At 73.1% G+C, this 26,601-nt stretch carries 21 protein-coding genes and 1 pseudogene; 10 read left to right on the forward strand and 12 right to left on the reverse strand.

Annotation, left to right across the window (positions count from 1 at the left end):
- Nucleotides 1-42 precede the first annotated feature (42 nt).
- Nucleotides 43-762 carry an SDR family oxidoreductase gene (locus Q0840_RS02395; RefSeq protein WP_298455799.1) on the reverse strand — a complete coding sequence of 240 codons (720 nt, stop codon included), beginning with the start codon at nucleotides 760-762 and terminating at the stop codon, nucleotides 43-45.
- Between the two features lie 137 nt (nucleotides 763-899).
- Between Q0840_RS02395 and Q0840_RS02400 the strand changes: the two are divergent.
- A pseudogene (locus Q0840_RS02400) lies at nucleotides 900-1,013 on the forward strand (peptidase E); the annotation flags it as partial.
- A gap of 22 nt (nucleotides 1,014-1,035) precedes the next feature.
- Here the strand turns inward: Q0840_RS02400 and Q0840_RS02405 are convergent.
- Complete coding sequence (locus tag Q0840_RS02405) at nucleotides 1,036-2,553, reverse strand: ATP-binding protein (protein WP_298455802.1); 1,518 nt, start codon at nucleotides 2,551-2,553, stop codon at nucleotides 1,036-1,038.
- A 130-nt stretch (nucleotides 2,554-2,683) separates the two neighbouring features.
- Between Q0840_RS02405 and Q0840_RS02410 the strand changes: the two genes are divergently transcribed.
- The 5 genes from Q0840_RS02410 to Q0840_RS02430 all read left to right on the forward strand — a co-directional run bounded on the left by Q0840_RS02410 (nucleotide 2,684) and on the right by Q0840_RS02430 (nucleotide 5,924).
- Nucleotides 2,684-3,403, forward strand: coding sequence for an MSMEG_4193 family putative phosphomutase (locus Q0840_RS02410; RefSeq protein WP_298455805.1), 720 nt, complete (start codon nucleotides 2,684-2,686; stop codon nucleotides 3,401-3,403).
- A 10-nt stretch (nucleotides 3,404-3,413) separates the two neighbouring features.
- A complete protein-coding gene (locus Q0840_RS02415) occupies nucleotides 3,414-3,980 on the forward strand; it encodes a DUF3090 family protein (protein ID WP_298455807.1) in 567 nt (188 codons plus the stop codon).
- Between the two features lie 16 nt (nucleotides 3,981-3,996).
- A complete protein-coding gene (locus tag Q0840_RS02420) occupies nucleotides 3,997-4,779 on the forward strand; it encodes an SCO1664 family protein (protein ID WP_298455810.1) in 783 nt (260 codons plus the stop codon).
- 141 nt (nucleotides 4,780-4,920) lie between these two features.
- A complete protein-coding gene (locus tag Q0840_RS02425) occupies nucleotides 4,921-5,445 on the forward strand; it encodes an ATP-binding protein (RefSeq protein ID WP_298455812.1) in 525 nt (174 codons plus the stop codon).
- A 56-nt stretch (nucleotides 5,446-5,501) separates the two neighbouring features.
- Nucleotides 5,502-5,924, forward strand: coding sequence for a hypothetical protein (locus tag Q0840_RS02430; protein ID WP_298455815.1), 423 nt, complete (start codon nucleotides 5,502-5,504; stop codon nucleotides 5,922-5,924).
- Nucleotides 5,925-5,984: 60 nt separating this feature from the next.
- Here the strand turns inward: Q0840_RS02430 and lnt are convergent, their stop codons facing one another.
- Complete coding sequence (lnt, locus tag Q0840_RS02435; RefSeq protein ID WP_298455817.1) at nucleotides 5,985-7,667, reverse strand: apolipoprotein N-acyltransferase; 1,683 nt, start codon at nucleotides 7,665-7,667, stop codon at nucleotides 5,985-5,987.
- A 201-nt stretch (nucleotides 7,668-7,868) separates the two neighbouring features.
- Here lnt and Q0840_RS02440 point away from each other — a divergent pair, with 201 nt between their 5' ends.
- Entirely contained in the window at nucleotides 7,869-9,095 is a 1,227-nt protein-coding gene (locus Q0840_RS02440; protein WP_298455820.1) for an MFS transporter, read from the forward strand.
- An 88-nt stretch (nucleotides 9,096-9,183) separates the two neighbouring features.
- Here Q0840_RS02440 and Q0840_RS02445 read toward each other — a convergent pair whose 3' ends face one another.
- From Q0840_RS02445 to Q0840_RS02470, 6 genes are all read right to left on the reverse strand, one after another.
- Nucleotides 9,184-11,151, reverse strand: coding sequence for a right-handed parallel beta-helix repeat-containing protein (locus tag Q0840_RS02445; RefSeq protein WP_298455823.1), 1,968 nt, complete (start codon nucleotides 11,149-11,151; stop codon nucleotides 9,184-9,186).
- Between the two features lie 57 nt (nucleotides 11,152-11,208).
- Complete coding sequence (locus Q0840_RS02450) at nucleotides 11,209-12,135, reverse strand: glycoside hydrolase family 43 protein (protein WP_298455826.1); 927 nt, start codon at nucleotides 12,133-12,135, stop codon at nucleotides 11,209-11,211.
- 56 nt (nucleotides 12,136-12,191) lie between these two features.
- On the reverse strand, nucleotides 12,192-13,703 hold the full coding sequence (locus Q0840_RS02455) for an alpha-N-arabinofuranosidase (protein WP_298455829.1): 1,512 nt from the start codon (nucleotides 13,701-13,703) through the stop codon (nucleotides 12,192-12,194).
- Between the two features lie 125 nt (nucleotides 13,704-13,828).
- Nucleotides 13,829-15,172, reverse strand: a complete 1,344-nt coding sequence (locus Q0840_RS02460) for an ABC transporter substrate-binding protein (RefSeq protein ID WP_298455831.1) — start codon at nucleotides 15,170-15,172, stop codon at nucleotides 13,829-13,831.
- A 32-nt stretch (nucleotides 15,173-15,204) separates the two neighbouring features.
- Nucleotides 15,205-16,131: a carbohydrate ABC transporter permease gene (locus Q0840_RS02465; protein ID WP_298455833.1), complete on the reverse strand. Its 927-nt coding sequence runs from the start codon at nucleotides 16,129-16,131 to the stop codon at nucleotides 15,205-15,207.
- The gene (locus Q0840_RS02470; protein ID WP_298455835.1) at nucleotides 16,128-17,084 is read right to left on the reverse strand and encodes a carbohydrate ABC transporter permease; all 957 of its coding nucleotides are present in this window, start codon (nucleotides 17,082-17,084) and stop codon (nucleotides 16,128-16,130) included. The genes Q0840_RS02465 and Q0840_RS02470 overlap by 4 nt, the downstream gene beginning before the upstream one ends.
- Nucleotides 17,085-17,608: 524 nt before the next feature.
- Between Q0840_RS02470 and Q0840_RS02475 the strand changes: the two genes are divergently transcribed.
- The 3 genes from Q0840_RS02475 (at nucleotide 17,609) to Q0840_RS02485 (ending at nucleotide 20,570) form a co-directional block, all read left to right on the forward strand.
- Nucleotides 17,609-18,646, forward strand: a complete 1,038-nt coding sequence (locus tag Q0840_RS02475) for a LacI family DNA-binding transcriptional regulator (protein ID WP_298455839.1) — start codon at nucleotides 17,609-17,611, stop codon at nucleotides 18,644-18,646.
- On the forward strand, nucleotides 18,643-19,467 hold the full coding sequence (locus Q0840_RS02480; RefSeq protein WP_298455841.1) for an alpha/beta hydrolase: 825 nt from the start codon (nucleotides 18,643-18,645) through the stop codon (nucleotides 19,465-19,467). Before Q0840_RS02475 ends, Q0840_RS02480 begins: the two co-directional genes overlap by 4 nt.
- Before the next feature lie 92 nt (nucleotides 19,468-19,559).
- Nucleotides 19,560-20,570, forward strand: coding sequence for a LacI family DNA-binding transcriptional regulator (locus tag Q0840_RS02485; RefSeq protein ID WP_298455846.1), 1,011 nt, complete (start codon nucleotides 19,560-19,562; stop codon nucleotides 20,568-20,570).
- 72 nt (nucleotides 20,571-20,642) lie between these two features.
- On the opposite strand, the gene Q0840_RS02490 is transcribed toward Q0840_RS02485, so the two are convergent.
- The 3 genes from Q0840_RS02490 to Q0840_RS02500 form a co-directional block, all read right to left on the reverse strand.
- Nucleotides 20,643-21,794: a LacI family DNA-binding transcriptional regulator gene (locus Q0840_RS02490; protein WP_298455849.1), complete on the reverse strand. Its 1,152-nt coding sequence runs from the start codon at nucleotides 21,792-21,794 to the stop codon at nucleotides 20,643-20,645.
- Nucleotides 21,795-22,006: 212 nt separating this feature from the next.
- Nucleotides 22,007-23,680, reverse strand: coding sequence for a non-reducing end alpha-L-arabinofuranosidase family hydrolase (locus tag Q0840_RS02495; RefSeq protein WP_298455853.1), 1,674 nt, complete (start codon nucleotides 23,678-23,680; stop codon nucleotides 22,007-22,009).
- Between the two features lie 188 nt (nucleotides 23,681-23,868).
- Nucleotides 23,869-26,592, reverse strand: a complete 2,724-nt coding sequence (locus tag Q0840_RS02500) for a family 43 glycosylhydrolase (protein ID WP_298455855.1) — start codon at nucleotides 26,590-26,592, stop codon at nucleotides 23,869-23,871.
- Between the last annotated feature and the right edge of the window lie 9 nt (nucleotides 26,593-26,601).

Below are 26,601 nucleotides of genomic sequence, written 5' to 3' on the forward strand. Positions count from 1 at the left end.
TCCGGGGGGCGTGGCCGCCGGGGTCCGGTCCGCCATCAGCCGTCAGGCCGGGGACACGGGACTGATCACGAGCTCGTCGACGCGGACCCAGGGCGGGGACTCCAGGACGAACCGCACAGCTCGACCGACGTCGTCGGGACGCAGCATCGTCGAGCGTGCAGTGTCGTCCGGGACGGTCGGGCGCAGGTCCAGGAACTCGGTGTCCACGTCGCCGGGGCACAGATGGCATGCCCGCACGCCGTGCCGGGCCTCCTGTGCGTTCAGCGTCTGGCACACCGCGCGCAGGGCGCTCTTGCTCGCGCTGTAGGCGACGCCCGCGTACGGCGTGAAGCGCCATGCGGACAGGGACGAGATCACGACGACCTGTCCGCCCGAGGCCCTCAGGTCGGCCAGCACCGTGTCCACCGCTCGCACGACCGCCGTGAGGTTGGTGGCGACGACGGCCTCGACCTCGGTCATCGACTGGTCCGCCCAGGTCCGTCGCGGGGTGTTGAGGCCGGCCGACAGCACGAGGTCGTCCACGCGTCCCCAGGCGGACGAGATCGCGTCGTGCGCGTGCGCGAGGGCGTCACCGTCGCGAGCGTCGAGCGGCAGGACCAGGGCCTGGCCACCGGCGCTCTCGACCAGCGCTGCGGTCTCCTGCAACGCGTCCACACGCCGTCCGCTGAGCGCGACCCGACGGTCGGCCGCCGCGGCGACCGCGGCCGAGCGACCCATGCCGCTGCCGGCGCCGGTGACCCACAGGACGCGGGAGCCGGCCATCATCGCCGTCCGGTGGGTCGTCCGTCCGCCGTCATGCTCCGACGCTGCCACAGCGCCCGCGTCGGCGCAGCGCCGACGCGGGCACGTCGCACCGGCTGCGTGCCGGGCCGCGATGAGTTCCGACGCGGTCCGACGGGTGGGCCGCCGACCTCGGCGCCCCGGCCTACGCCATCGACGAGCAGACGGCGATCACCGTCGTCGACGGCCACGCCGAGGTGGTCTCCGAAGGGCGGTGGCACAGGATCGGGTGACCGGCACACCCCCGGTCGCGGGCTAGCCCGTCGCGCCGACGGGCGAGCCGGACGCATCCTCGTCGGGAGCGGCCAGCCACCCCGCACCGCCGTGCCCGCCGCGCTGGACGGACTGGTCCGCGGCTCCGGCCGGCGCGCCCGCCGGGTCGGCCGGCACGCCGAGCAGCGCCCGCGTCACCCCCTGGGCGCTGTCGAGCAGGTCGTCCAGGGCCACCCCCACGTGAGCGGGCGTCACGCGACCGAGCACGCCCCCGTGGTCGCCGAGCGCCTCCAGCACGGCGCGACGGACGAGCTCCTTGATGAACGACGCCGTCACCCCCTCGGTGCGGCGCACCACCTCCGCCACGTCGGACGCCCCCAGCTCCAGCGGCACGCCGCGGGTGTAGACCTCGAGCAGGCGCTCGCGCGCGTCGGCGTCGGGCAGACCGATCTCGATGGCCACGTCCACCCGCCCGGGACGAGCGGCCAGTGCGGGCTCGAGCAGGTCCGCCCGGTTGGTGGTGAGCAGGAACAGCAGGTCGGCGTCGGCGGCGGCGCCGTCCATGGCGTCCAGCAGCTCGAACAGGACGGGGTTCGCGCCGGGCCCGTGCCCGCGGTCCTCGGCCACCAGGTCGACGTCCTCGAGCACCACGACCGAGGGGGCGAGCTCGCGTGCCATCTGCGTGACCAGGCCGATCAGGTGCAGGGACCGTCCGGACAGCATCAGCACGGTGGAGCCGGGGACGTGCTGGACGACGTACCGGGTGGTGTGCGTCTTGCCGGTCCCGGGCGGGCCGTACAGCAGCAGCCCGCGCTTGAGGTGCTGCCCCGCCGCGAGCAGCGCCTCGCGCTGGGCGGCCACGTGCAGGGTGTGGCGCTCCACCCGGTGCAGCACGGCCTCGGGGAGCACGACGTCCTCGCGGGCCGTGCTCGGCAGGACCGGGAACCCGACCGCCCCACCACCCAGCTCCGCACCGGCCAGCTCCAGGAGCTTGCCGCGGTAGACGTTGTGGCGGTGGCGCAGCTCGTCGAGCTCGGCCATCAGGGCCTGGGCGTCGGCCGTCACGAGGCCGGCCACCTCGAGCGTCACCAGCGGCTCGTGGTGCCGCTGGGGACCACGGACGAACAGCACGTAGCGCCCGCGGTCGTCGGTCACGAGCAGCAGCGCGCTGCGCAGGCACGCGGTGGTCTGCCCCGGCCCGGACGGCAGGTCGATGAGGTCGGGGGCCGAGAGCCGCACCGGGGGCAGGTGCTCGCCGTGCAGCAGCTGGTTCAGCTCCACCGGCCCGAAGTTCGCCGGCAGCGCCACCCCCTCGACGTCCACGGTGCGCCCCGGTGCGGCCATCCACCGGTCCAGCGCCACCTGGACGTTGACGTGCTCGAACAGCGGCAGCTCACGCGTGACGATGGATCGCTCGAGCCCGCCCGCGCCCAGGTGCGCCCCGATCCGGGCGACCACCGGGTGCTGACGCGGTGACCCCGCCGCGTCCGTGTGCACCCACTCCAGGAACTGCCGGAACGAGCGGGCGAACGCACGGGCTTCCTCGTCCTGGGCGACCATGACGACGAGCCTAGGGACGTGGACGCCGACGCGCCCCGCCCGCGGCGGCAGCCGGTCGGTGTGGCCCGCCCCGAGCCCGGGTCGTCGTCCCGGCGGCCGGCCGGTGCGGCGGCATGCCTAGGCTCGGGGCATGGCCACCGTCATCCTCGTCCGGCACGGTCGCACGACCGCCAACGCCGGCGGCATCCTCGCCGGCCGCTCCCCCGGGGTCCGGCTCGACGGCGTGGGCCGTGAGCAGGCGACCCGCACGGCCGAGCGGCTCGCCGTCGTGCCGCTGGTCGGGCTGGTGTCCAGCCCGCTCGAGCGGTGCCGGCAGACGTCCCGCGTCGTCCTGGACCGCCAGGCCACCGCTCCGCCGATGCAGGTCGACCGCGCGCTGACGGAGTGCGACTACGGGCAGTGGCAGGGACGCGCGCTGGGCGAGCTCGCCGGGGAGCCGCTGTGGTCGGTGGTCCAGAACCAGCCGTCCGCGGCCACGTTCCCCGGCGGGGAGTCGCTGGCGGCCATGCAGGCCCGGGCGGCCGCCGCGGTCCGTCGGCACGACGCGGCGTTCGAGGCGGCCCACGGGGCCGGTGCGGTGTGGGCGGCGGTGAGCCACGGCGACGTCATCAAGTCGGTCCTGGCCGACGCGCTGGGCATGCACCTGGACCTGTTCCAGCGCATCACCGTGGGCCCCGCCTCCATCTCGATCGTCCGGTACGGGTCCAGCCGACCGGACGTGGTCGCGACGAACCTGGACCCCGGCGACCTCACCTGGCTGCGCTCCGCCGGCCCCGTGGGGGACGCCGCCGTCGGGGGCGGCGCGGGGCCGCGGCCCGTCGCCCACGACGACGACGCCGCACGCTCCTAGAGTGGGCGGCATGCCCACTCTCGTCCACGAGTTCGACTGGCCGGACCGCGTCGTCGTCGGCACCGTCGGCCGCCCCGGGTCCCGGACCTTCTACCTGCAGGCGCGCACCGGCAACCGGACGGCGAGCGTCGCACTGGAGAAGGAGCAGTCGGCGCTGCTGGCCGAGAAGGTCGACGCGCTCCTGGGCGAGCTGGTCTCCGCGGGGGCGGGCATCAGCGTGCCCACCGAGACCCCGGCCGAGCTGGTCGACGACGACCCGCTGGACCAGCCCGTCGAGGAGCAGTTCCGCACCGGGCTGATCCGGCTGGGCTGGGACCCCACCACCTCGCAGGTCATCATCGAGGCGTACCCGTACGCGCCCGACGACCAGGACGACCCCGACCCGGACGACGTGCTGGCCGACCCGGAGTCGGCCGAGCCCAGCGAGATGCTGCTGGTCCGGATGCCGGTCGGCACCGCACGGGCGTTCATCGAGCGCACCCGACGCGTGGTCGGCGCCGGCCGGCCGGCCTGCCCGATGTGCGGCCGCCCGGTCGACGAGGACGGCCACGTGTGCGCGCCGCCCGACGAGCTGTGACGACCACCGGCGACCGGTGACCGACCCGGACGTCCCGCAGGTCGACCTCGACGGCGGCGAGCTGACCCTGGTCGGCCGGGTCACGGTCGCCTCCAACGCGACCTTCGTCGGCACGATCGACGAGGTCGCGGTCGTCTACAAGCCGGTGGCCGGCGAGCGGCCGCTGTGGGACTTCCCGGACGGCACCCTGGCGCAGCGCGAGGTCGCGACCTACCTCGTGTCCGAGGCCACCGGCTGGGGTGTCGTGCCGCGCACGTGGCTGCGCGAGGGCCCGCTCGGTCCCGGCATGGTCCAGCTGTGGCAGGAGCCGGACCCCGCGAGCGACCCGGTCGACGTCGTCCCGAGCCGGGCGCTGCCCAGGCCCGGGTGGCGCACGGTCGTCGAGGGCAGCGACGAGCGGGGGCGGCCCGTGACGCTCGTGCACGAGGACTCCGCCGCGCTGCGGCGGATGGCCGTGCTCGACGCCGTCGTGAACAACGCCGACCGCAAGGGCGGCCACGTGCTGGCCATGCCGGACGGCCGCCGGCTCGGGGTGGACCACGGGGTCACCTTCCACGTCGAGCCCAAGCTGCGCACCGTGCTGTGGGGCTGGCTCGGGGAGGACCTGGACCCCGACGAGCTCGCGGGCGTGCACCGGGTGCGCGAGGGGCTGGCCCGGGACCTCGGCCGCCGCCTGGCGGAGCTGGTCAGCGACGAGGAGCTCGCGGCGCTGGCGGCCCGCTGCGACCGGCTGGTCGGCGAGGGCCGCTTCCCGGCCCCCGAGGGTGACATGCCGGCCGTCCCCTGGCCGCTGTTCTGACGGCCCTGACGGCGGTCGCGTCGCACCCGTGGCGCGCAGCGCCGGCGACGGTCGCCCGGTCGCCGCGCCACCGATCCCCGGCTAGCGTGCAGGGGCCATCGCCCGCGGGCACCCCAGCGAGACTCGGAGGCGTCCTTGCACGTGCACGGCCCCGGACAGGTCGACGACCGCGGCGCGGACGACGGCTCGCCGAACGACCCGGACAGCCCCGCGGACACGGACGAGGGCCTGGCCAGCAGCCGCCCGCCCGCCAACTTCGCGGCCGTGCGCACCTGGGCGCTGAACACCGTGCAGGAGCTGGCGGCGCTGCGATCGGCGCTGCGGCGCGAGCTCGCCGCCGGCGCCGACCCCGAGCCCGAGCTCGGCACGGTCGCGGACCAGATGGTGCTGGTCGCCTCCGAGCTCGCCACGAACGCGCTGCGGCACGGCATCCCGCCCACCATCGTGCAGCTGTCCCGCAACCAGGAGACCTTCCTGCTCGACGTCGCCGACCACGACCTGCGCACGGCGCCGCGGATCGCGGGCACCCGCGCGCCGGGCCTGGGCGGCTTCGGCCTGCAGATCGCCCGGCGCATCGCACTGGACGTCGGCTGGTACACGTCCCGGACGACCAAGCACGTGTGGGCGCTGTTCCCCGCCCCCGACGTCCAGGGCCGGCTCGCGTAGGCGCCGGCACCACGTCCCACCCGCTCGCTCGCACGCACACCTCGGAGGACGACCCGATGTCCCGCACCCTGACCCGCCGCACCGGCGCCGCTGCCCTCGCACTCTCGGCCGTGGCCGCCCTGACGGCGTGCTCGCCGACCAGCCTCATCCCCGGTGGCGTCTCGGTCGGCGGTGACGCGCCGGAGGACGTCGCGGTGGAGTTCCTCGAGGAGTTCAACGAGGGCGACGTCGAGGACGCGTGCGAGCTGGTCGACGTCGAGGGTCAGTTCGCCGGCAACGCCGCCGACTGCACCGAGAGCCTCGAGGTGGTCACCGGCCTGTGGACGCAGGAGGACGAGTCGACCTGGGAGGTCGAGGAGTCGGTCGTCGACGACGACGGCACGGCCGCTCAGGTCCGCATCGCCCTGGAGGACTCCACCCCGGTCGCCGTCGCGCTGGAGAAGATCGACGGAGAGTGGCTGATCGTCAACTTCGGCTGACCGGCAGCGGACCGGCCGCTGACGCCGACCCGCCGGCCGGCGTCAGCGGGTGAGCCCGCGTCATCGGGTGAGCCCGCGTCCGCGCCGGCGACCGGCCCACAGCCCCGCGGCCAGCAGGGCGAGCGCGGCGGCGTCGACCACGGTCGCGGGCCAGCCGCCCAGCCGGTCCGCGACGGTGAGCGACGTGCGCAGCGGGAGCTCCTGGACCATCTGCTCCGCGGTGAACAGGCCGGTGCGGTCCAGCACCTCGCCGTCCGGCGCGACCATGCCGCTGACCCCGACCGTGGAGATCTGCACGACCGCCCGACCGTGCTCGGCGGCGCGGAACCGGGACATCGCGAGCTGTTGGGTGGACTCCTGGGTGAGCCCGAACGACGCGTTGTTCGTGGGGATCACCACGAGCTCGCCACCGGCGACGACGGACTCGCGGATCAGGTCGTCGTAGACCACCTCGAAGCAGATCGCCGTCGTCAGCGGCACCGGACGACCCAGCCGCTCGACCGGGACGGGCAGCAGCGCGACCTCGGTCCCCGCGGCCATGTCCCGGCCGATGAGGTCCACGAGCGGGGTGATGGCCCGGAACACGTCGCGGTAGGGGACGTACTCGCCGAACGGGACCGGGTGCTGCTTGGTGTACGCCGCCGCGCTGCCCTCCCCCGCCTGCCACAGGATGTAGTCGTTGAACCGCACCTCGGGGAAGAAGCGCTGCGTGCCCAGCAGGACGGGCGCGCCGATCGCTTCCGCGGCGCCGTCCACCACCGCCCGCACGTCGTCGTCGGTGCGGGGGTCGACGTCCGACGCGCTCTCCGGCCACAGCACCAGGTCCAGGTCGCCGGGGTCGACCCGGTCCAGCAGCGCGGCGGTGCCGTCGGCGTGGTTCTGCGCCACCGCGCGGGCCTGCGACATCGCCTCGGCGCCCCGCGCCGGGACGTTGCCCTGCACGGCGCCGACCCGCAGCGTGCCCGCCTCGGCCCGGGTCGGCAGCGGCACGAGCGCCGGACCGAGGGCCACGACGGCCGCGACGGCGACCGCACCCGCGGCCCGGCGACGCCCGACGTCGCCCAGCGCCGTCGCCAGCAGCGCGCCCACCACCGCGACGGCGCCGCTGACCAGCGTGGTCCCGCCGAACGGGGCGAGCGCGAGCAGCGGCGCGTCGGTCTGGGAGAACGCCAGCCGCCCCCACGGGAACCCGCCGAACGGCACACGTGCGCGCAGCTGCTCGACCGCGACCCACAGCACCGCGAACGCCAGCGCCCCCAGCCACGGGCTGCGGCGCACGGGCGGCACGCGACGGCCCCACACCCACGCGGCACCGAGCAGGCCGACGGCCGCGGCCTGCGCCACGGACAGGGCGACCCACCCGATCGGCTGGCCGACCGCGCCGTCGGCCCACCACAGATGCGGCAGGAAGAACCCGAGCCCCCAGGCCAGCCCCACGAGGAACCCCCACCGGGCGGAGTCGCGGCGCAGCGCCACCACGAGCATCGCGATGCCGACGTAGGCCATCGGCCACCACGACCGGCCCGGGAAGGCCGTGTCGGTCAGCAGGCCCCCGGCCACCGCCAGCCCCAGCGTCCAGGGGCGAGGCGGGTGCCCCCGTCGCGATGCCCGCACCCGGGCGCGTGCGGACGGCGCCGCGGGCGCGCGGACTCCGCCGTCGTGGGCGGTGGACCCGGTCGTCGCGGTCGGTGAGGTGGCCGGTGCCGTCGCGCGCACCAGCTCCACCGGTTGATGCCGGTCCATGCCCACCTTCCGTGCCGACGTCAGGACGAGGGAGGGGCGCGCCGCGGCGGTGACCGCTCGGCGAGGCCGAGAGCGCGCGCCCTTCGCCGATGACAACGCCGGCGCGGCCCGGATCGTTGCCGGGGGCCGCGGCCGATGTTGTCGGCTGCCCGACGCCCCGGCGTCCTCGCCCGCGGGCCGCACCGTCCCGGCCGTGCGCCGGTGGGGACGGCGACGGCCGTCGGGGCACCCCCGCGCGCGCCCCTGACCCGGGCGCAGGAGACCGCGGCGTCCCTCGGCGTGTCCGCGATCGCGTTGCTCGTGGTGACCGGCGAGACGCTCCCGGTGGGACTGATCGGCGCCGTCGCCCAGGGTCTGGACGCGACGGTCAGCCAGATCGGTCTGACGGTGAGCTGGTACGCGCTCGTCGCGGCCGCGTCCGGGGTGCCGCTGGCCCGGCTCGCGGCGCGCTTCGACCGGCGGTGGGTGCTCGTGGTGTGCGCCGTGGTGTTCGGCGTCACCCAGCTCGTCGCCGCGGCCGCCCCGAACCTGTGGGTGTTCGGGGCGGCCCGGGGCGTCGCGGCCCTGACCCACGGGGTGTACTTCGCGGTGGCGACGCCGGCCGTGGTGCGTCTGGCGCGACCGGAGATCCAGGGCCGGGTGGGCAGCAGGGTCGCGGTCGGCGGCGCGCTCGCCCTCGTGCTGGGCACGCCGCTGGGCACGCTGCTCGGGCAGGCCGCGGGCTGGCGTGTCGCGATGGCCGCGGTCGCGGTCGTCGCCCTCGGGCTGAGTCTCGTCGTCGCGCGTCTGGTGCCACCGCTGCCGCCGCCGCCGGGGTCGTCGTCGCGCGCCGATGCGGGGCTGGTGGCGACCCTGCGGTCCCGCCCGCTGGCCGTCGTCATGGCGCTGACCGCCGTGCTGGTCGCGGGGCACTTCTGCCTGTTCACCTACGTCGCCCCGTTCGCCGACGAGCGGCTGGGCGTGGCCGGCCGGGCGTTCTCGGTGCTGCTGCTCGTCTACGGGACGGCCGCGGTGCTGGGCAGCACCCTGGCGGGACGGCTCGCCGATCGGCACCCCGTGTCCGGGCTGCGCGCGGGGGCCGCCGTGTTCACCACGGCGCTCGCCTGCCTGTGGCTGGCCGGTCAGCTCGGCGGGCGCTGGTCCGGCGTCCTCGCGCTGGTCGTCTGGGGCGGCACGTTCTCGCTGCTCGTCGTCTCCACGGCGCTCGCGGTGCTGCGGCGGGCGCGCGGGCCGCGGGCCGAGACCGCCTTCGCGCTGCACGGCATCGTCTTCCAGCTCGGCATCGTGTCCGGGTCCGCGCTCGGCTCGGCGCTGCACGCGACCGGGGCCCTCGAGGTCGTGCCGCTCGTCGCGGCGTCCGCGGGCGCCGTCGTCCTCGCCCTGGCGCTGTGGGGCGGGCGGGCGTTCCGGCCGGGTGCCGTCGGCTGACCCGTCGCCGACGCCCGCCCCCTCCTCCCGCTGCGCCGACGGGCGGCTCATCGAGCGGCGCCCGGGCGTGCGCCCGGGCGCGGCGGCGTCACCAGACCCGGATGCGCCCCGCTCCGCGCGGCAGCGTCGCCAGGGGGCCCGGCGGGTACGCCCGGCCCGGCTCCTTGCGCTCGCCGACCAGGTCGGTGTCCAGCAGCAGCGGGTGACCGTCCGGGTCCTCGAAGTCGGCACCCACGAACCGCACCGGCGGCAGGTCGGCGCTCGTCACCGGCTCACGGAGCGCGGCGAGGGCCTCCTCGGGCAGGTCGGTCTCCACATGCACCGCGTCGCCGTCCTCGGTCACCCCGAACCGGACCGGCCCGGCCACGACGACCGCGTGCTGCTCGTGCTCGTACGGGGCGGCGCCGTTGGCGTAGGCGTTGTGGTGGATGTACGCGGGCTGCCGGCGGGTGTGGAAGCGGCGGTGGTCCCCCTCGCTCTCCCCGAGCGTGCCCAGGTAGTCGGCGAAGGTGGCGGGGTGACCGTCGTAGCCGTGGGTGCCGTACGTCGCCTGCCCGTGCGCGGTGCTGCCCGGCTCGAACGCGAGGTCGGCGTCCCCCCCGAGGAAGAGGTTGCCGATGTAGCGGTCGTCGCCGCCGTAGACGACGGCGTACCCGCTGATCTGCGTGCTGTGCGGGCGGTGGTACGGGGTGGCACGGTCGACGACCGGCTCCAGCCGCACCGCCCCGGCGACGAGGTTGTCCACGAAGGCGCCACCCTGGCTGAAGACCTCCAGCGCGACCGGTGAGGCCAGGACGTTGTGGTCCACCACGTACGGGCCGTGGCTGACCTCGACGAACAGGTCACGGGTGTTGGCGTAGAGCAGGTTGCGGGTCACCCGCGTGCCCTGGGTCTGCCAGTCGAGCCAGATCCCGAGCGTGCAGTCGTGGATGCGGTTGTGCACGATCTGCACGTCGATGGCCGCGTGCAGCTTGATGCCGCCGATCTCGTGCCCGTAGAACTCCCGCTTGGTCGCGATGTGGTGGATGTGGTTGTCCTCGATCGTGGAGAACACGGCCCCGAGGTGCCCGACGACGGCGTTCTGACCGCAGTCGTAGATCGTGTTGCGGCGCACGACGTGCGAGCCGATGTGCTCGCGGTCCCAGCCGATCTGCCGGGCTGCGAACACGGACTCCAGCTGGTACTGGTAGCCGGGCTTGTCCCCGCGCTCGGTGGACAGGTTGTGGCCGGTGGAGGCCTCCTTGCCGAGCGAGATCGCCGAGCACCTGGCGTCGTGGATGACGTTGTCCTCGATGATCCAGCCCTTGGCCCAGTTGGGCCCGACCAGACCGGGCTGGTCCGCGGTCGGCGGCGCCCACGGGGTGGCGGCGTGCGCCATCTCGAACCCGCGCACGGTGATGTAGTCGACGTGGTGCTCGGTCGGCATGAAGACGGACCGGCGCACGTTGATCTCGACCAGCGCCGCGTTCGGGTCCGCGTCGTGGAAGTTGGCCCAGATCGACGTCGTGGACCCGCCGACCTCGGCGTACCAGACGTAGCGGGTCTGGTCCGCGTCGGCGAACGGCTCGACCGTGCCGGTCCAGCCGTCGACGGCGTCCGCGCGCCGCGGCGGGTCGTCCACCGCCCGGCGGTCGTCGACCTCGAAGAAGCTGCGGCCGTCGAGGTAGACGTCCCCGAGGTGCCTGCGGGCGCCGGCGGCCACGGGATCGATGAGCCAGTCGCCCTGCACCTCCTCGGCGAACGGGTTGACCTCGCCGAACATGGCGTTGGGGACGACGGCGACCCACACGGTGCCGGACTCCCGGGTCCAGCCCGTGATGCGCTCGGACCCCTTGATCACGACCCGGTCGCCCGGGACCGCCGCGTAGGTGATGCGGCGGTGGTCGCTGAGGCCGCCCCGGGCCGGCCTGACCCACTCGCGGTACTCGCCCTCGTGGACGTGCACGGTGTCGCCGGGCCGCGCCAGCGCGGCCGCCCGGTTGATGGTGCGCAGCGGCGACGTCGCCGAGCCGTCGGCCTCGTCGGATCCGGTGGTCGCGACGTGGAGGTCCGTCATGGCGGGCAGGCCTTTCGTGAGGAGCGGATGGAGGTCCGGGCGACCGCGCCGCGGGATCTACCGGGACAGGGCGGCGTGCAGGCGCGACCACTCGTCGCCTTGCAGCGGGAGCACCCCACCGTGCTTGGTGTCGGTCGGCATGAGGAACCGGTCCGCGGGGATCGGCTCCCAGCGGCCGCCGGCCAGGTCGGTCGTCCGGAAGCCGACGTAGCCCTGCGGGCGCCGCTCGTACTGGTCCAGGAACAGGTACCACACGTCCTCGTGGTGGGCCTTGAAGAGCACAGGGCCCTCGAGCTTGCCGTACGCGTCGGCACCGATCCGCCTCGCCACGGCGCGGTACCCGCCGGACAGCAGCGCCGGCCCCACCTCGTGGTACACCCGGTCCGAGTCGGGCCCGTGGGACTCCTGCTTGGAGACGCGGTGCACGGTCCCGTCCTGGACGAGGACCGTCGTGTCGATGACGTCCGTGCCGCGGTCGATGAGGACCTGCGGCGGACCGATCCGGCGGAAGTCCGGGGTCCAGGCCGCCAGCACCCGGCTGTAGGCCTCGCCCCGGTGCTCGGTGTCGTCCGGCCCGTACAGCGCCGAGGACCAGAACAGCAGGAACTCGCCGCGGTCGGGGTCGTACACGGCCTCGGGCGCCCACGCCATGCCCGCCTCCGGCGGCGCGACCTCGAGCTGCCACGGGTCGGACCAGGTGACCAGGTCGGTCGACCGCCACACCACGACGCTGCGGCTGCCGTGGCGCGTCCAGGCGTCCCACCCGGCACCGTCCCCGCCGTAGATGCGCAGGTCGGTGGCCACGATGTAGCAGGCGTCCGGGCCGCGCACCACGTACGGGTCACGGATCCCGGTGGTGCCGAGGGCGGACCGCAGGAGCGGCTCGCCCGCGTTGAGGCGGACCCACGTGCACGGGTCGTCCCCGTCGCTGAGCGAGAAGTAGACCTGCTCCCCGTACCCGTCCGGGTCCTCGACGAAGTGCACGAGGAGGTAGCCGAACCCGTCACCCGTGGGCTCCGGGACGCTCCCCCCGGCCGGCCTCAGCGGGACACCTGCACGACGAACATGCTCCACGACGCCGGCGGCAGCTCGGCCTGCAGGCTCGTCCCGACGACCTCGGCGGAGCGGTGCGGCTGCGGGACGACGCGGTCGGGGTCGTCCATGGTGTTGACCGCGAACAGGTCCTCGTCCCAGACCATCACCGCGTCACCGAGCGTCACCTCACCGAACGCACGCAGGTCGGTCGAGAAGGCGACCGGCTGGGCCGGGTCGCGGTTCACCACGAACACCGCCAGCGTGCCCTCGTCGGCGTCGTAGGTCGCGACGGAGTCCAGCAGGGACACCGCGCCGTGCTTGGTGGTGTCCAGCGTGGGCGCGTCCACCCGCAGGTCCAGCACCTGGCCCTGGGCGTGCCGGGCGGTCAGGGCGAACGGGTGGAAGATCGACTGGCGCCACGCCGGCCCGTTCGGCTCGGCCCGGATGGAGCTGATCGTGTTGACCAGCTGCGCCTGGCAGGCGGCCGTGACCCGGTCGCTGTGCCGGAGCAGGGTGATGAGCAGCGACCCGACGACGACGGCGTCCAGCACGGTGTAGGCGTCCTCGCTCAGTCGCGGGGCCACCGTCCAGTCCTCGGGCATCCCGCTGCGCTGCAGCTCGCGCAGGTACCACACGTTCCACTCGTCGAAGGCGATGTTGATCTTCTTCGCCGAGGACAGCTTCGCGCCCACGTGGTCGGCCGTGGCGACGACCTCGCGGATGAACAGGTCCATGTTGACCGACGACGCCAGGAAGCTGGCGACGTCGTCGCCCTCGAGCTCGTAGTAGGCGTGCGCCGAGATGAGGTCGACGACGTCGTAGGTGTGCTCCAGGACGGTCGCCTCCCACGCCCCGAACGTCGGCATGGCGCGCCCCGACGAGCCGCACGCGACGAGCTCGAGGTCCTTGTCGAACTGGCGCATCGCCCGCGCGGTCTCGGCCGCCAGCCGGCCGTACTCCTCGGCCGTCTTGTGACCCAGCTGCCACGGGCCGTCCATCTCGTTGCCCAGGCACCACATCCGGATGTCGTGCGGCTCCTTCGCCCCGTGCTCGATCCGGGCGTCCGACAGCGCGGTGCCCTGCGGGTGGTTGGCGTACTCCAGCAGGTCGATCGCCTCCTGCAGCCCGCGCGTCCCGAGGTTCATCGCCATGATGGGCTCGATGTCGGCCTTCGTGGCCCACTCCATGAACTCGTTGAGCCCGAACGCGTTGGTCTCGATCGTGCGCCACGCCGGGTCCAGCCGGGTCGGGCGGTCCTCGACCGGCCCGACGCCGTCCTCCCACTTGTACCCCGAGACGAAGTTGCCGCCGGGGTACCGCACCGCCGTCACCCCCAGCTCGCGCACCAGCGCCAGCACGTCACCCCGCAGGCCCGCGTCGTCGGCGGTCGGGTGGCCCGGCTCGAAGATGCCGCCGTACACGCACCGGCCCATGTGCTCGACGAACGACCCGAACACTCGGCGGTTCACGGGTGCCACGACGAACGCCGGGTCGATCGACAGCTTGGCCCTCTGCATTGACTGCTCCTGGAGATGTGGTGGGACTGCTCGGTCGGCGGGGATCGCGACCGGATGACGGAGGTGGGGCGGGACGGACATGGCTCCCGGGCGCCGGCGCTGGCCGGCGCCCGGGAGCCGTGGGACTACTCGCCGATCTGGTTCTCCAGGTCGGCCTGTGCCTGGTCGAGAGCCTCCTGCGGCTCCACACCGTTCTCGAAGATCTCGGTCCACGTGACGGTGGTGAAGATGTTGTCGACCGCCGGCAGGTTCGGGTTGCTGAACGACTCGAAGTTGCCGATGTCGTCCTTCACCGTGTTGAGCGTGTCGAACAGGTTCGTCTCGAAGTACTGGTTGAACTTGTTGTCCGGGTTCTTGGTGACCTCCTCGTCCTCCCACACCGCCATGTTGACGGGGTCGAAGCCGAGCACCTCCCAGACCGCGACGTTCGCCGCCGGCGACAGCTTCGCGTAGGCGAGCCACTCCGCGGCCAGCTCCTTGCTCTCGCAGGCCTCGGTCACCGCGGTGCCGGTACCACCGCCGCCGATCGTCGCGACCTCGCCACCCTCGACCACCGGGGCCGGGGCGATCGCGACCTTGCCGGCGAGGTCGGGCATGTAGTCGACGAACCGCGACGTGTACCAGGCGGGGTAGACGATCGCGGCGTAGTCACCGCGGTTGATGGCACCGAACGCCTCCTCGGAGTCGGGGCTCCCACCGGGGATGGTGGAGATCGCGCCGGCGTCGAGCATGTCCTGCTCGATCTCGAGGGCCTGGACGACCTCGGGGCTGTTCACGGCGACGTTGCCGTCCTCGTCGAAGAAGTTGCCGCCGAGCTGGGCCGTGATGAGCGGCTCGACCATGTCGACGCCCGTGCTCGCCACGCCGAACGCCTTGCCGGTCGCCTGGTTGTACGCCGTGCCGGCGGCCTGGAAGTCGTCCCACGTCTCGATGGTCGTGTAGTCGACCCCGGCCGCGTCGAGCGCCTCGGTGTTGTAGAAGGCGACGAACGCGCCGACGTGCGTCGGCAGGCCGTACTGGCCACCCGCCCGGTTGTACAGGTCCATCCGCGCCTGGACGATGTCGTCCTGGTACGGCTCGGCCGCGTCCGCCAGGTCCATCAGCGGCGTCCGGCCGTCCTCCGTGACGAAGTTGCCGAACTTGCTGACCTCGATGTCCACCACGCAGGGCAGCCCCTCGCCGGCGTTGGCGGCGAGCTGCAGCTTGTTGTGCATGTCGTCGTACGGGTACACCGTCACGTTGAGGTCGACGGGGCGGTCAGGGTTCTCCTCGTTCCAGGACTCCGCCATCTGCTCGTAGTAGTCGGCGTGCAGCTCGGCGAACACCCACATGTCCAGGGGAGTGGTGCCGCCCTCCTCCGCGGGCGCCGCCCCCTCGTCGCCGTCGCCGTCGCTGCCGCACGCGGAGAGCAGGAGCAGACTCGCGACGCCTGCCGCGGCCAGTGAGGTGAGCTTTCGAGTTCCAGCCATGATGTGCCTTTCGTTGTGCGTTGCGGTGTCGGTCAGCCCTTGAGCGCCCCGGCCGTCATCCCGGCGACGAAGAATCGCTGGAAGAGGATGAACAGGACCAGGACGGGCAGCAGGGAGAACAGCGATCCGATGATGAGCAGCTCGTAGTTGTTCGCGTGCGGGGTGAGCAGCGTGTTCAGTCCGATCGGCAGGGTGAACTTCTCCGCGGACCGCAGGACCAGAAGCGGCCACAGGAAGTTGTTCCAGATGATCATCCCGTTGAGGATGGCCATCGCGGCTATCGCCGGACGCGCGATGGGCAGCACGATCTTGAAGAAGATCCCGAACTCGGTGACACCGTCCACCCGCCCGGCCTCCAGCAGCTCCTTCGGGATCCCCAGGAAGTACTGCCGGAAGAAGAAGATGGTCACCGACGCCGCGAGGAACGGGAAGACGACGACGGAGTAGGAGTCCGCCAGCCCGAAGTCGTTCACCATCACGAAGAGCGGGAGCATCATGATCTCGAAGGGCACGGTCATGAGCAGCAGCACCGTGATGAACCAGAAGTTCTTGCCCTTGAAGTCGTACATCGCGAACCCGTAGGCCACGAACGAGCTGACCAGCAGCGTGCCGGCCACCTGCACCGCGGTCAGCACGACCGAGTTCAGGAACCACCGGAAGTACAGGCCCGAGTCGGTGAACAGCATCACGTAGTTGTCCAGCGACAGCTCGCCCAGCTCGATGTCGAGCGAGAGCCCGTTGCGGATGATCTGGTTGCCGTCCTGGAACGTGGCGATGAAGATCGCCACCAGCGGCGCCAGGACGATGAGGGTGATGAGCACCAGGAAGCCGGTCTGCACGGCGGCGAACAGCCCGCGCGGGAGCTCGTGCTTGGAGCGCACCTCGGGGCGGGGCCGCCGGGGCTGCGTCGAGGCCTGCGTCGCCGTGACGGCGGTGGTCGTGCGCATCGGCGCGCTCATCGGGAGTCCTCCTTCTTGAAGGTGCCGGTGAAAGCGAGGTAGGTGAGGTTGATCGCCATGATCACCACCAGCAGGACGACGCCGACGGCGGAGGCGAACCCGAGGTCGTTCTCCTCGATCCCCTGGCGGTAGAGGTAGCCCACCACGGTCAGCCCCTGGTTGTTCGGCGAGTTGTTGCCGGCGTAGAGCATGAAGCTCTCGAGGAACATCGCCAGGCCGCCGTAGATGCTGATCGTCGTGACGTAGACGAGCGTCGGCCCGAGGTTGGGCAGCGTGATCTTGAAGAACTGCTGCACCCGACCGGCGCCGTCGATCGACGCAGCCTCGTAGTAGTCCTTCGGGATGGACTGCATCCCCGCGAGGAAATAGAGGATGTTGACCCCGGTGTAGCGCCACATCGCCAGGGTGAGCAGCGCGGTCAGGCCACCGATGTCGTTGCGCAGCCAGCGGACCGGGTCCACGCCGAACAGCCCGATGGTCTGGTTGATCAGTCCGGTGCCGGTCTCGGCGAACATGAGCCGGAAGATGATGCCGGCGACCACGATGGACGTCAGCGCCGGCACGAACATCGAGGACTTGAACACGTTCTTCACGCGCTCGCTGCCGAGCTTGGAGTTGATGATGGCCGCCAGCACCAGCGGCACCGGGATCAGCAGCAGCAGGGTGAGCACCATGTACCGCGCGCTGTTGAAGAGCGCCTGCCAGAAGATCCGGTCGCGCCAGAGCCGCTCGTAGTTCTCCATCCCGACGAAGGCGGACTCGCCGAACAGCACCTCCTGCGTGCTCATGACGAAGGTGCGGCCGAGCGGGACGGCCCAGAACGCGAGCAGCGTGATGACGAACGGAGCGATGAAGAAGTACGGAGCCAGGCGCTGGGAGTACAGCACGTTCTTGACCGGGCGCCTGCCGGTCCTGCTGCTCGGCGGCGACTCGAGCCGTTGCGACACTGCCACTTCGGTTCTCCTGCTCCCTCGGCGTGTCGGCCGTCGTGCACCCTCGCTCGACGGCCGTGTCCTGCGGTGCGGTGGGCCGATCTCGCCCGCCGCGGCGTCGCCGTGCCGGCGCGGTCACGTGGCACGTCGACTGTGACGTTACAAATCTGTGACCTGGCTCATTACGACGTTGTAAGGCCGCCAGTGTTGCTTCCGCGGTGCGGGCTGTCAAGAACCGCACGGCGTGCACCGAGCCGGCCCGGCTCAGGTCCTGCCCGGGCTCCGCGCAGACCCTGCGCGGACCCCGCGCGGAACCCTGCGGGACCCCTGCGCGGACCCCGCGCGGACCCCGCGCGAACCCGGCGAGGGCCCTCCGCCGCCGCCGGTCATCGTTGTAGAGTGCGCCCTGCGCCGGCCTCGCCAGATCGGGGCGCATCCTCCGGCTCGTGGAGCCGCGGGGGCCGCCGGTGCGACGCCGGGACAAGCATGCGCCGGGGCGCCCCGCGGGGCGTCGACGGCGCGACGAAGAGCGCGGAGCAGCCGTCGTGAGTGTGACCATGCGCGATGTGGCGCTCCTCGCCCGCGTGTCGAACAAGACGGTGTCGAACGTGGTCAACGCGCACCCGCACGTCCACCCGGCCACGCGGGCGCGCGTGCAGCAGGCCATCGACGAGCTCGGGTACCGCCCCAACCTGTCGGCGCGGGGCCTGCGCTCGGGGCGGACCGGCGTCATCGGCCTCGCCGTGCCGGAGCTGCGCCAGCCGTACTTCGCCGAGCTCGCGGACGCGGTGATCGCGGCCGCCGAGGCCCGCAACCTCAGCGTGATCCTGGGACAGGCCGGCGCGGACCGCGCGCACGAGATGAACGTGCTCGCCCACGGGCTCCGGCAGACCGACGGGCTGCTGTTCAGCCCCGAGCGCCTGGGCACCGAGGACCGGGACCTGCTCCACGACGTGGAGTACCCGCTGGTCATGCTGGGCGAGCGCATCTTCGGCGGCCCGACCGACCACGTCACCATGCACAACGTGGCAGGCGCCCGCGCCGCCGTCGAGCACCTGCTCGGCCTGGGACGTCGCCGGATCGCCGTGGTCGGCGCCCACCCCGACCACCGCACCGGCCAGCTGCGACCGTCCGACCTGCGGGTGCAGGGCTACCGTGAGGCCCTCGTCGCGGCCGGCCTGCCCCTGGACGCCGGACTGGAGCGCGCCGTCGCACCGTGGCACCCGGAGAACGGAGCCGACGCCACGCGGGAGCTGCTCGCCTCGGGCGTGGAGTTCGACGGCATCTTCGCGCTCAACGACACCCTCGGCATCGGGATCCTGCGCGCGCTCGGCGAGGCGGGCTGCCGGGTGCCGGACGACGTGGCGGTCATCGGGTTCGACAACATCGCCAACGGTCAGTTCACGCTCCCGTCGCTGTCCAGCGTGGACCCCGGTCGGGAGGAGATCGCCGAGACGGCGGTCGCGATGCTCGTCGAGCGCATCGAGTCCGGCACCCGCACGCCGCAGACCCCGCGGCTGCACAAGGCCGCGTTCCACATCGTGGCTCGCGAGTCCACCGGCGGCTCCGGGCGACGCGCATGAGGGTGCGGCACCTCGACCCGATCACGCTCGGCGGCGTCACGGCGGACGACCGGTCCATCGTCGGGCCGGCCTCGTGGGACCCCGGCGACGACCAGCCCCTGCTGCGCAACGTCACCGTCCCGACGCTCACGCCGTACCTGCCCGCGGCCGGTCGGGCCACCGGCACGGGCGTCGTCGTCGCCCCGGGCGGCGCCCTGCACTTCCTGGCGATCGAGAACGAGGGCACGACGGTCGCCGAGCGCCTCGCCGCCGAGGGCGTCGCCGCCTTCGTCCTGCGGTACCGGGTCGCACCGACGCCGGTCGCCGAGGACGCGTTCGCGGCGGTGGCGCACCGGATCGCCACCGACCGTGACTTCCTCGCCGCCGTCTCGCGGGCGCACCGGGCCACCGTCGTGGCGGACGCCACGGCCGCCCTGCGGCTGGTGCGCGACCGCGCCGCCGAGTGGGCGGTCGATCCCCAGCGACTGGGCATGCTCGGGTTCTCCGCCGGGGCGTTCGTGTCGTTGGCCGCGACGGTCGACGGGACGGCCGTCGACCGGCCGTCCTTCCTGGCGCCGGTCTACCCCGCGTGGTGGGGCGACGTCCCGGTGCCGCAGCCGGCGCCGCCGATGTTCCTGGCCTGGGCGACCGACGACGAGTTCGGTGAGACGGTCGTCGACGCGTGCACCCGCATCCTGGGCGCGTGGTCGCGCGCCGGCGCCTCGGTCGAGGCGCACGCCTACGCGACCGGAGGCCACGGCTTCGGGATGCAGTCCCGCGGCACCCGCTCGGACCGCTGGTTCGACGCCTTCCTGGGCTGGCTGGCGGCGTCCGGGTTCTGACCCGGACGCGGGCGGTGTCGCGGCGGCGTCCTCGGCGGGGTCCGGCGAGGGCGGCGTCGTCCGGCGGCGTGCCGGGATGGGAGGATCGCGCCATGGTGAGGATGGTCGACGTGGCACGGGCCGCCGGGGTGTCGACCATGACGGTGTCCAACGTCATCAACGGACGGCCCGGCGTCGGCGCCGACACCCGGATGCGCGTCCTGCACGCCATCGACGAGCTGGGCTACCAGGTCAACGCGACCGCCCGCAGCCTGCGCACGGGGCGGACCGGCGCGATCGGCGTCGTCCTGCCCGAGCTGGACAGCCCGTACTACGCCCACCTGTCGAACCGGCTCTCCGCCGCCGCGCAGGACCGCGGCCGGCACCTGCTGGTGGAGCGGACGGGCGGCACCCGGGAACGCGAGCTCGAGGCCATCTCCTTCGGCCACCTGCGCCGGTACGACGGGGCGATCGTGAACCTGGTCCGGCTCGACGCGACGGATCTCGACTCCCTGCGCTTCGAGACGCCGGTCGTCTTCCTCGGGGAGAGCCCGGTCCCGCGCAGGTTCGACCACGTGATGATGGACAACGTCGGGGGCAGCCGGGACGCGACCAACCACCTGCTCGGCACCGGCGCGCGGCACGTCGTCATCGTCGGCGGCCGGCACGAGGACACCGAGGACATGGCGTCCCTGCGCACCCGCGGCTTCCGTCAGGCCCACGGCGACCGCGGCCTGCAGGTCGACGAGGGCCTCGTGGTTGAGGTCCGGACGTACTCGTGGGACGAGGGCTACCGCGCCGTGACGGCCTTGCACGAGGCGCGCGTGGCGTTCGACGCCGTCTTCTGCGTCACCGACGCGCTCGCGATGGGCGCCCTGCGCGCCCTGGCCGACCTCGGCCTGCAGGTGCCCGGCGAGGTCCAGGTGATCGGGTTCGACAACGGCGAGGAGGCGGACTTCCTCATCCCCCGCCTGTCGTCGGTGGAACCGGGCAACGACGCCATCGCCGAGCTCGTCCTGGACCTGCTCGAGCGGCGCATCCGGACCGCGGGCGCCGGGGACCTGCGCTCGCAGGCGACGACGACGGTCAACTCGCACCTCGTCCTGCGCGAGAGCACCCGCTGACCCCGTCCCCGGCGGGCCTGGCGGCGCGCCGCCGGGTGGCCCGACCGCGCTGGTCGATCGACATCGACGACGTCAGACCCGTCGGCACCCGATCGCGCCGGGCGACCGTGGTCCGCTCCCCCGGGGCGACCGACCGGCCGGCGCAGCCCGCTCCGGCGGCACGGAAGCACGAGGGCCCACCGGGGACGGCGGCGCGGTGGTGCCCCGCACGACGAGCTCGGTGGCGAGGTCGACACGACGGTGCTCGGGCGTGCGGCCCTGCGCCAGGTCCAGCACCATGCGCGCCGCCGTGCTCGCCATCGCCCGCAGCGGCTGCCGCACGGTCGTGAGCGGTGGGTCCGTCCACGCCGCGAGCGGCACGTCGTCGTAGCCGACCAGGGACAGGTCCTGCGGCACCCGCACGCCCCGCTCCGATGCGGCGCGCAGCACGCCGACGGCCTGCAGGTCGCTGCCGGCGACGATCGCGGTGGGCGGCTCGGCCCGGGACAGCAGGTCCCGGGCCTGGGCGTGGCCGGCGTCGATCGAGAAGGCGCCGTGCCGCACCAGCGCCGGGACGACCGGCAGGCCCGCCCCCTCCAGCGCGGTGCGGTAGCCGTCGACCCGGGCCCGGCTCGCGAGCACGTCCGACGGTCCGGCGACCGCCGCGACGCGACGGTGCCCGAGGGCCAGCAGGTGCCGCGTCGCTGCCAGTCCTCCGCCCCAGTGCCCCGACCCGACGGTCGGGACACCGGTCGCGACCTCGCCGTCGATGTCGACCAGGACCACCGGGATGCCCCGCGACTCGATCCGGCCGCGCTGCGTCGCGTCGAGCCCGGACCGCACGAGGACCACCCCGAGGGGACGCCGAGCCAGCACGTCGTCGACCCAGTCCTCGGCGTGGCGGTGCTCGCCGCCGAGGTCGGAGAGCACGACGCCGACCCGCGCTCGGGCCGCGACCTCGTGGACGCCCTGGAGGACCTGCACGGACCAGGCGAGGTGGGACGCGTCCAGGACCAGCTCGAGGAGCGCGGGGCGCGCGGCCGCCCGGCCGGGCGGGCGCCGGTACCGGTGCTGCTCGATCGCGGCCTCGACCCGCGCCCGGGTGCCGGGGGCGACGTCACGCCGACCGTTGAGGACCTTGGACACGGTGGCGACGGACAGGCCCAGCTCCGCGGCGATGTCGGCCATGGTCCACGGCGCGCCGGCTGCATCGCTGCCGGCGGTGGTGCCGACCTGTGAGCCCATGATCTCCCGTCACCTGGGTCGGGCCGGTGGGCGGGGTCCGGTGGCCCGAAGTTTACGACGTCGTAAGTCAGCGGTCCGGACATCGTGGCGTGCTACCCGGGCGCGGTCAAGGTCGACCGCGACCGGCGGCGCACGACCGGAGCCGGTGACCCGAGAGGGTCACCGGCTCCCGTCGTGCGGATGTCCCCGCGTGGGCTGCGGGGACCTTGCGGCTACTGCACGACGACCGCCGCGGTGAGGAAGGTGTCGAAGCGGTGCAGGAAGGCCGCCATCGCCTGCCGCGTCACCGGACGCGTCACGCCGAAGGAGCCGTCGTCGTACCCGTCGGCGATGCCGCTGGCCCGCGCCCAGGCGATCGCCTCGGCGAAGGGGTCGTCGGCGTGCACGTCGGTGAAACCTGGGCCGGTCGCGACCGCGGGCGACCCGGCCAGACGGTGCAGGAAGGCGGCGGTCGCCTGACGCGAGACCGGGGCCGCTCCACGGAACGTGCCGTCGGAGTAGCCGTCGGCGTAGTCCATGGCCGCCAGCCACTCGATCTGCGGGTAGAACCGGTGGTCCGGGCCCACGTCGGTGAAGGTCTGCGTCCCCGCGGCCGGCTGCCAGTCGTCACCGGCATACCGGTACAGGAAGGCCGCCATCGCCTGCCGGCTCATCGGCGCGGCCGGCTGGAACACGGTCTGCCCGTCCACCTGGTAGCCGGTGGACAGCCCGCGCTCGGCGAGCCAGGCGATGTCGACCGCGAACGGGGAGTCCGCCGGCACGTCGGCGAAGGCCGGCACCTCGGCGCTGCACATCGCGCTGATCGGGTTGTCACCCTGGGCGGTCAGCAGCGCCAGCCGGTAGGGCAGGTCGCCGTACGCGGCCTCGATCTCGGGGTCGCGGCCCTGGTAGAGGAACTGCAAGGGGGTGCAGGGGTCGATCGTCGGGGTCTGGTCGACGTTGCTGCGCAGCAGCTCCCCGTGCGACACGTCGCGCGTCCACGCGTCGGACTCGAACGTCACGTTGGGCCAGGCGAGGAAGGGGTTCTCCAGCGTGGCTGCCAGCGGGACCCACTCGTCCCCCACGGCATCGAGCGAGTCCGCCACCCAGGACCGGAACCAGCGCACGCCCTCGTCGTCGATCGCCTCGACGCTCAGCAGGTACCGACCCGTGTCGCCGATCCGGTAGACGGCACCGCCCTCGAAGAGGTCGAAGCGCTCGGCCTCCTCCTTGGCGATGACCGTCTTGGTGTAGCCGTTCGGGAAGTCCTCGAGCGTGGTCTCGGCCCGGTACAGGTGGCCGTTGTCGTCGGAGGAGTAGAGGTAGCACATCTCCTCGTCGCAGATGTTCCAGAAGTCCAGCCAGAACCCGTTACCGATGTTGTCCCGGATGATCTGGGGCATGTCGGCGAAGAAGTTGGTCGGCTCGCTCCACGACAGCGGGTCGCTGATGTCGTCGGTCGTGGAGTAGCTGGCGTTGCCCGTCTGGTAGACGAGGTACCACAGGCCGTCGGGCTCGTGGAAGAAGATCTGGGGTGCGGCCCGGTACCCCTCCCCGATGCCGGACTGGTCGAGGTAGGTGATCGGGGCGTCGTCCGCGTCGGCCCAGTCGGCGAAGTGCGTGTACGCCAGCGCCCACCCCTCGCCCTCGCCGGGGGTCGTCGTCATGAAGACGTGGTACTCGCCGTCGTGGAACACGATCGTCGGGTCCTTGACGGCGACCGACCCGTGGGTCGCGTCGGGCTGCGGGGTGATCAGGGGGCCGGTCGAGCTCCACTCGAACGTGTCGGGGGAGTCGGTGGCCGCAGCGGCCGGGACGGCGAGCACGGACGCGGCGGCGGCCAGCGCGAAGGCGGCGGCCACGCCCGTCCGGGCGGCTCGACGGGCGGCGGGCAGGGTGGATCTCATCGGTGCTCCTGGGTGGTCGTCAGTGACGGTGTGGTCACCGGGTCGCTGTGGGGTGGCCGTCGGCGCCGACGGCTCGTGCGGTGACCGCGGGCTGCTGCGCGGTGCAGCAGCCCGCGGCTGCCGCGGGGTGGGTGGCCGACGAGGTGCGACTCACCGGCCACCCAGGCCGGTCCCTTGCCGCCGGCCGGCTACCCCAGGGCGTTCCTGGCGTCGGACAGGAACGCGTCGTACCGGTGCAGGAAGGCCGCCATGGCCTGGCGGGTCACCGGACGCGTGGTGCCGAAGGTCCCGTCCGGGTACCCCTCGGCGATGTCGGCGGACTCGAGCCACGCGATCGCCTCGGCGAACGGGGCGGCGTCGGTCACGTCGCTGAACGTCACCGGCGCAGCCGCGTCGGGCTCCCCCGCCAGACGGTGGAGGAACGCGGCCATCGCCTGGCGCGAGACCGGCCGGGTGGCGCCGAACGTGCCGTCGGCGTACCCGTCGGCGAGCCCCTCGGCCTTCATCCACTCGACCGCGTCGTAGAACTGGTGGTCGACCGGGACGTCGGAGAACGTCTGCGTCCCGGGCGCCGGGGTCCAGCCCGCCCCGGCGTAGCGGTACAGGAAGGCCGCCATCGCCTGCCGGCTCATCGCCGATGCCGGGTAGAACCAGGTGTCCTCACCCACCTGGGTGCCCAGGGACAGCCCGTTGTCGGCCAGCCACCGGATGTCGGAGTAGAAGGCGGCCCCCGGCTGCACGTCGACGAACACCGGGGACGTCGGCCCGGCGTCCTCGGCCGCCTCGAACGACCAGGTGTCGACCTCGAACAGGTCCTCGCCGGTCGGGCCCTCGACGGTGAAGTACACGTCGTGCACCCCGCTGACTCCGGCCAGCGCGGCGCTGACCTCGGTCCACTGCCCGGGCTCGCCGCTCACGTCGACGGTCGCCACGGGCGCGGACTCCCGGTCGTCGAGCCGCACCCGGATGCGGCCGCCGTCGACGAGGGGGCGCACCGTCGCCGTCACCCGCGCCGCACCCGCACCGAAGTCGACCGCGGACAGGGACGTCCAGTCGCCGTCGTCGACGTCGTGCAGGGCGAGGTTGGGGGCACCGGCACCGAACTGCGTCGACGGGGCGTCGATCACGGTCGTGGCCAGACCCTGCTGCCAGGCGATGGTCTCGGCCTCGATGACGCGGTAGGGGTCGAAGTCGCGCACCTGCTCGGGCCCCGCGTAGGTGCCCACCACGGGCTCGATGGTCCCGTCGTCGTTGAACTCCAGCTTCTGGATGTGCGGGCTGCGGTACCCCTGCGTGGTGTCCCCGTTGATCCGCTTGTTGAGCGTCGGCGCGTGGTACGTGAAGTAGTACTCGCCGTCGAGCTCGAACACGGACTGGTGGTTGTTCCCGCCGGTCCCTGGACCGAAGAACTGCGCCTGGTTCGGGAAGAGCACGCCGGCGTAGGTCTCCTTGGGCCAGGTCATGGGGTCGTCGGAGATCATGTAGCCGATCTGGCCACCCCCGGGGTAGCCCGGCACGCGCGGCTGGTTGCCGCCGAAGTCCGGACCACCGAAGTGCGAGGAGTAGGAGAAGTAGTACCGGCCGTCACGCTCGAACACGTGCCCCGCCTCGAACGCGACCGGGGCGTCGACCACGACCGCCGACCCCTCGGTCGAGACCATGTCGTCCCCGAGCTCGATCGCCCGCAGGTTCTTCGGGTTGTTGAACCGCTCCTCGGGCGGCAGGTCCGCCGCGGCCGGGCCACCGCCGAAGTACAGGTAGGGCTGACCGTCGTCGTCCACGAACGGGGCCGGGTCGAACAGCCAGTTGACCCCCTCGGCACCGGGGGTGCTGCTGTTGATCAGGGTGCTGGACCGCTCGCTGCTCCACGGGCCGAGCGGGGACTCACCGGTGATGACGTTGCTCGACCCGCCGCCGTTCGCGTAGTAGAGGAAGTACTTCTGCTCGCCGTCGACCATCTTCGTGGCCATGCCGGGGGCCCACGAGTTGTTGGTGAAGGGGGCGACACCGTCAGGCCCCGCGACCTGGATCTCCCCGTGGTCGGTCCAGTTGACCAGGTCCTCGGAGGAGATGACCGTGATCTGGTTGATCTGGCCGTAGTTGATCTGCGGCGAGATCCCGGTCTGCGGGTCCGGCGCGTACCCCTGCGTGTCGTTGGTCATGTACATGTACACGCGACCGTCGTCGACGAAGCCGAAGCCGTCCGCGCCGAACTTGTGCGAGATGAGCGGGTTGTGCTCGCCCGGCAGCTTGCCCACGACCTCGATCGTCTTCGACGGCGCAGCCGGGGGCTCGGGCGCGGCCGCCCCGATCAGGGACACCTCGTCGACCATGAAGTCCATCAGGTGCAGGTCGGGCGCCGCCTGCGCGTCGGCCGGCGGGACCCACGGCGTCTCGAAGAACAGCCGCGCGGTGGCCACGTCCTGGCCGGCGGGGATCGTGAAGGTGCTCTCGAGCAGCGCCCACTCACCGCGCGTCGCCTCGACCGTCCCGACGTTGGTGTACGTCCCGCCGCCGTAGTGCATCGTGGCGAAGAACTGCTTCGTCTCGGGGCTGGCGGCGTCGTCGTACCGGATCCTGGCGGTGACCGTGTAGGTGCCGCCGGCCTGCAGCTCGCCGGACAGGTCCTGCATCGGACCCGACCCGGTGGTCGTCCGGCCGGTGATGGCGATCGCGCCCGTCCCGGCGAAGGCCTCGCCCACCACGGACAGCGTGCCGCCGTCGTCGGCGTTGCCGTTGTTGGGGAACCAGTCGGTCAGTCCGGCCTCGAAGCCACCGTTGACGATCAGCTGGACGTCGTCCGCGGCGGACGCGGGCAACGTCGACCCGACCAGGCAGGCCGAGACCAGCGCGCCGACCGTCGCCAGCGTGGCCCCTCGGACACCCGCTCGATGCATGTGCAGTAGTCGCACCAGATCCTC

Source organism: uncultured Cellulomonas sp. (assembly GCF_947494015.1).
Classification (GTDB): domain Bacteria; phylum Actinomycetota; class Actinomycetes; order Actinomycetales; family Cellulomonadaceae; genus Pengzhenrongella.

Excerpts from the sequence above, each read along its gene's own strand:
- Q0840_RS02395 (WP_298455799.1), bottom strand. The coding sequence starts at position 762 with ATGGCCGGCTCCCGCGTCCTGTGGGTCACCGGCGCCGGCAGCGGCATG.
- Q0840_RS02405 (WP_298455802.1), bottom strand. The coding sequence starts at position 2,553 with ATGGTCGCCCAGGACGAGGAAGCCCGTGCGTTCGCCCGCTCGTTCCGG.
- Q0840_RS02410 (WP_298455805.1), top strand. The coding sequence starts at position 2,684 with ATGGCCACCGTCATCCTCGTCCGGCACGGTCGCACGACCGCCAACGCC.
- Q0840_RS02415 (WP_298455807.1), top strand. The coding sequence starts at position 3,414 with ATGCCCACTCTCGTCCACGAGTTCGACTGGCCGGACCGCGTCGTCGTC.
- Q0840_RS02430 (WP_298455815.1), top strand. The coding sequence starts at position 5,502 with ATGTCCCGCACCCTGACCCGCCGCACCGGCGCCGCTGCCCTCGCACTC.
- lnt (WP_298455817.1), bottom strand. The coding sequence starts at position 7,667 with ATGGACCGGCATCAACCGGTGGAGCTGGTGCGCGCGACGGCACCGGCC.
- Q0840_RS02445 (WP_298455823.1), bottom strand. The coding sequence starts at position 11,151 with ATGACGGACCTCCACGTCGCGACCACCGGATCCGACGAGGCCGACGGC.
- Q0840_RS02455 (WP_298455829.1), bottom strand. The coding sequence starts at position 13,703 with ATGCAGAGGGCCAAGCTGTCGATCGACCCGGCGTTCGTCGTGGCACCC.
- Q0840_RS02460 (WP_298455831.1), bottom strand. The coding sequence starts at position 15,172 with ATGGCTGGAACTCGAAAGCTCACCTCACTGGCCGCGGCAGGCGTCGCG.
- Q0840_RS02465 (WP_298455833.1), bottom strand. The coding sequence starts at position 16,131 with ATGAGCGCGCCGATGCGCACGACCACCGCCGTCACGGCGACGCAGGCC.
- Q0840_RS02480 (WP_298455841.1), top strand. The coding sequence starts at position 18,643 with ATGAGGGTGCGGCACCTCGACCCGATCACGCTCGGCGGCGTCACGGCG.
- Q0840_RS02485 (WP_298455846.1), top strand. The coding sequence starts at position 19,560 with ATGGTGAGGATGGTCGACGTGGCACGGGCCGCCGGGGTGTCGACCATG.
- Q0840_RS02490 (WP_298455849.1), bottom strand. The coding sequence starts at position 21,794 with ATGGGCTCACAGGTCGGCACCACCGCCGGCAGCGATGCAGCCGGCGCG.
- Q0840_RS02495 (WP_298455853.1), bottom strand. The coding sequence starts at position 23,680 with ATGAGATCCACCCTGCCCGCCGCCCGTCGAGCCGCCCGGACGGGCGTG.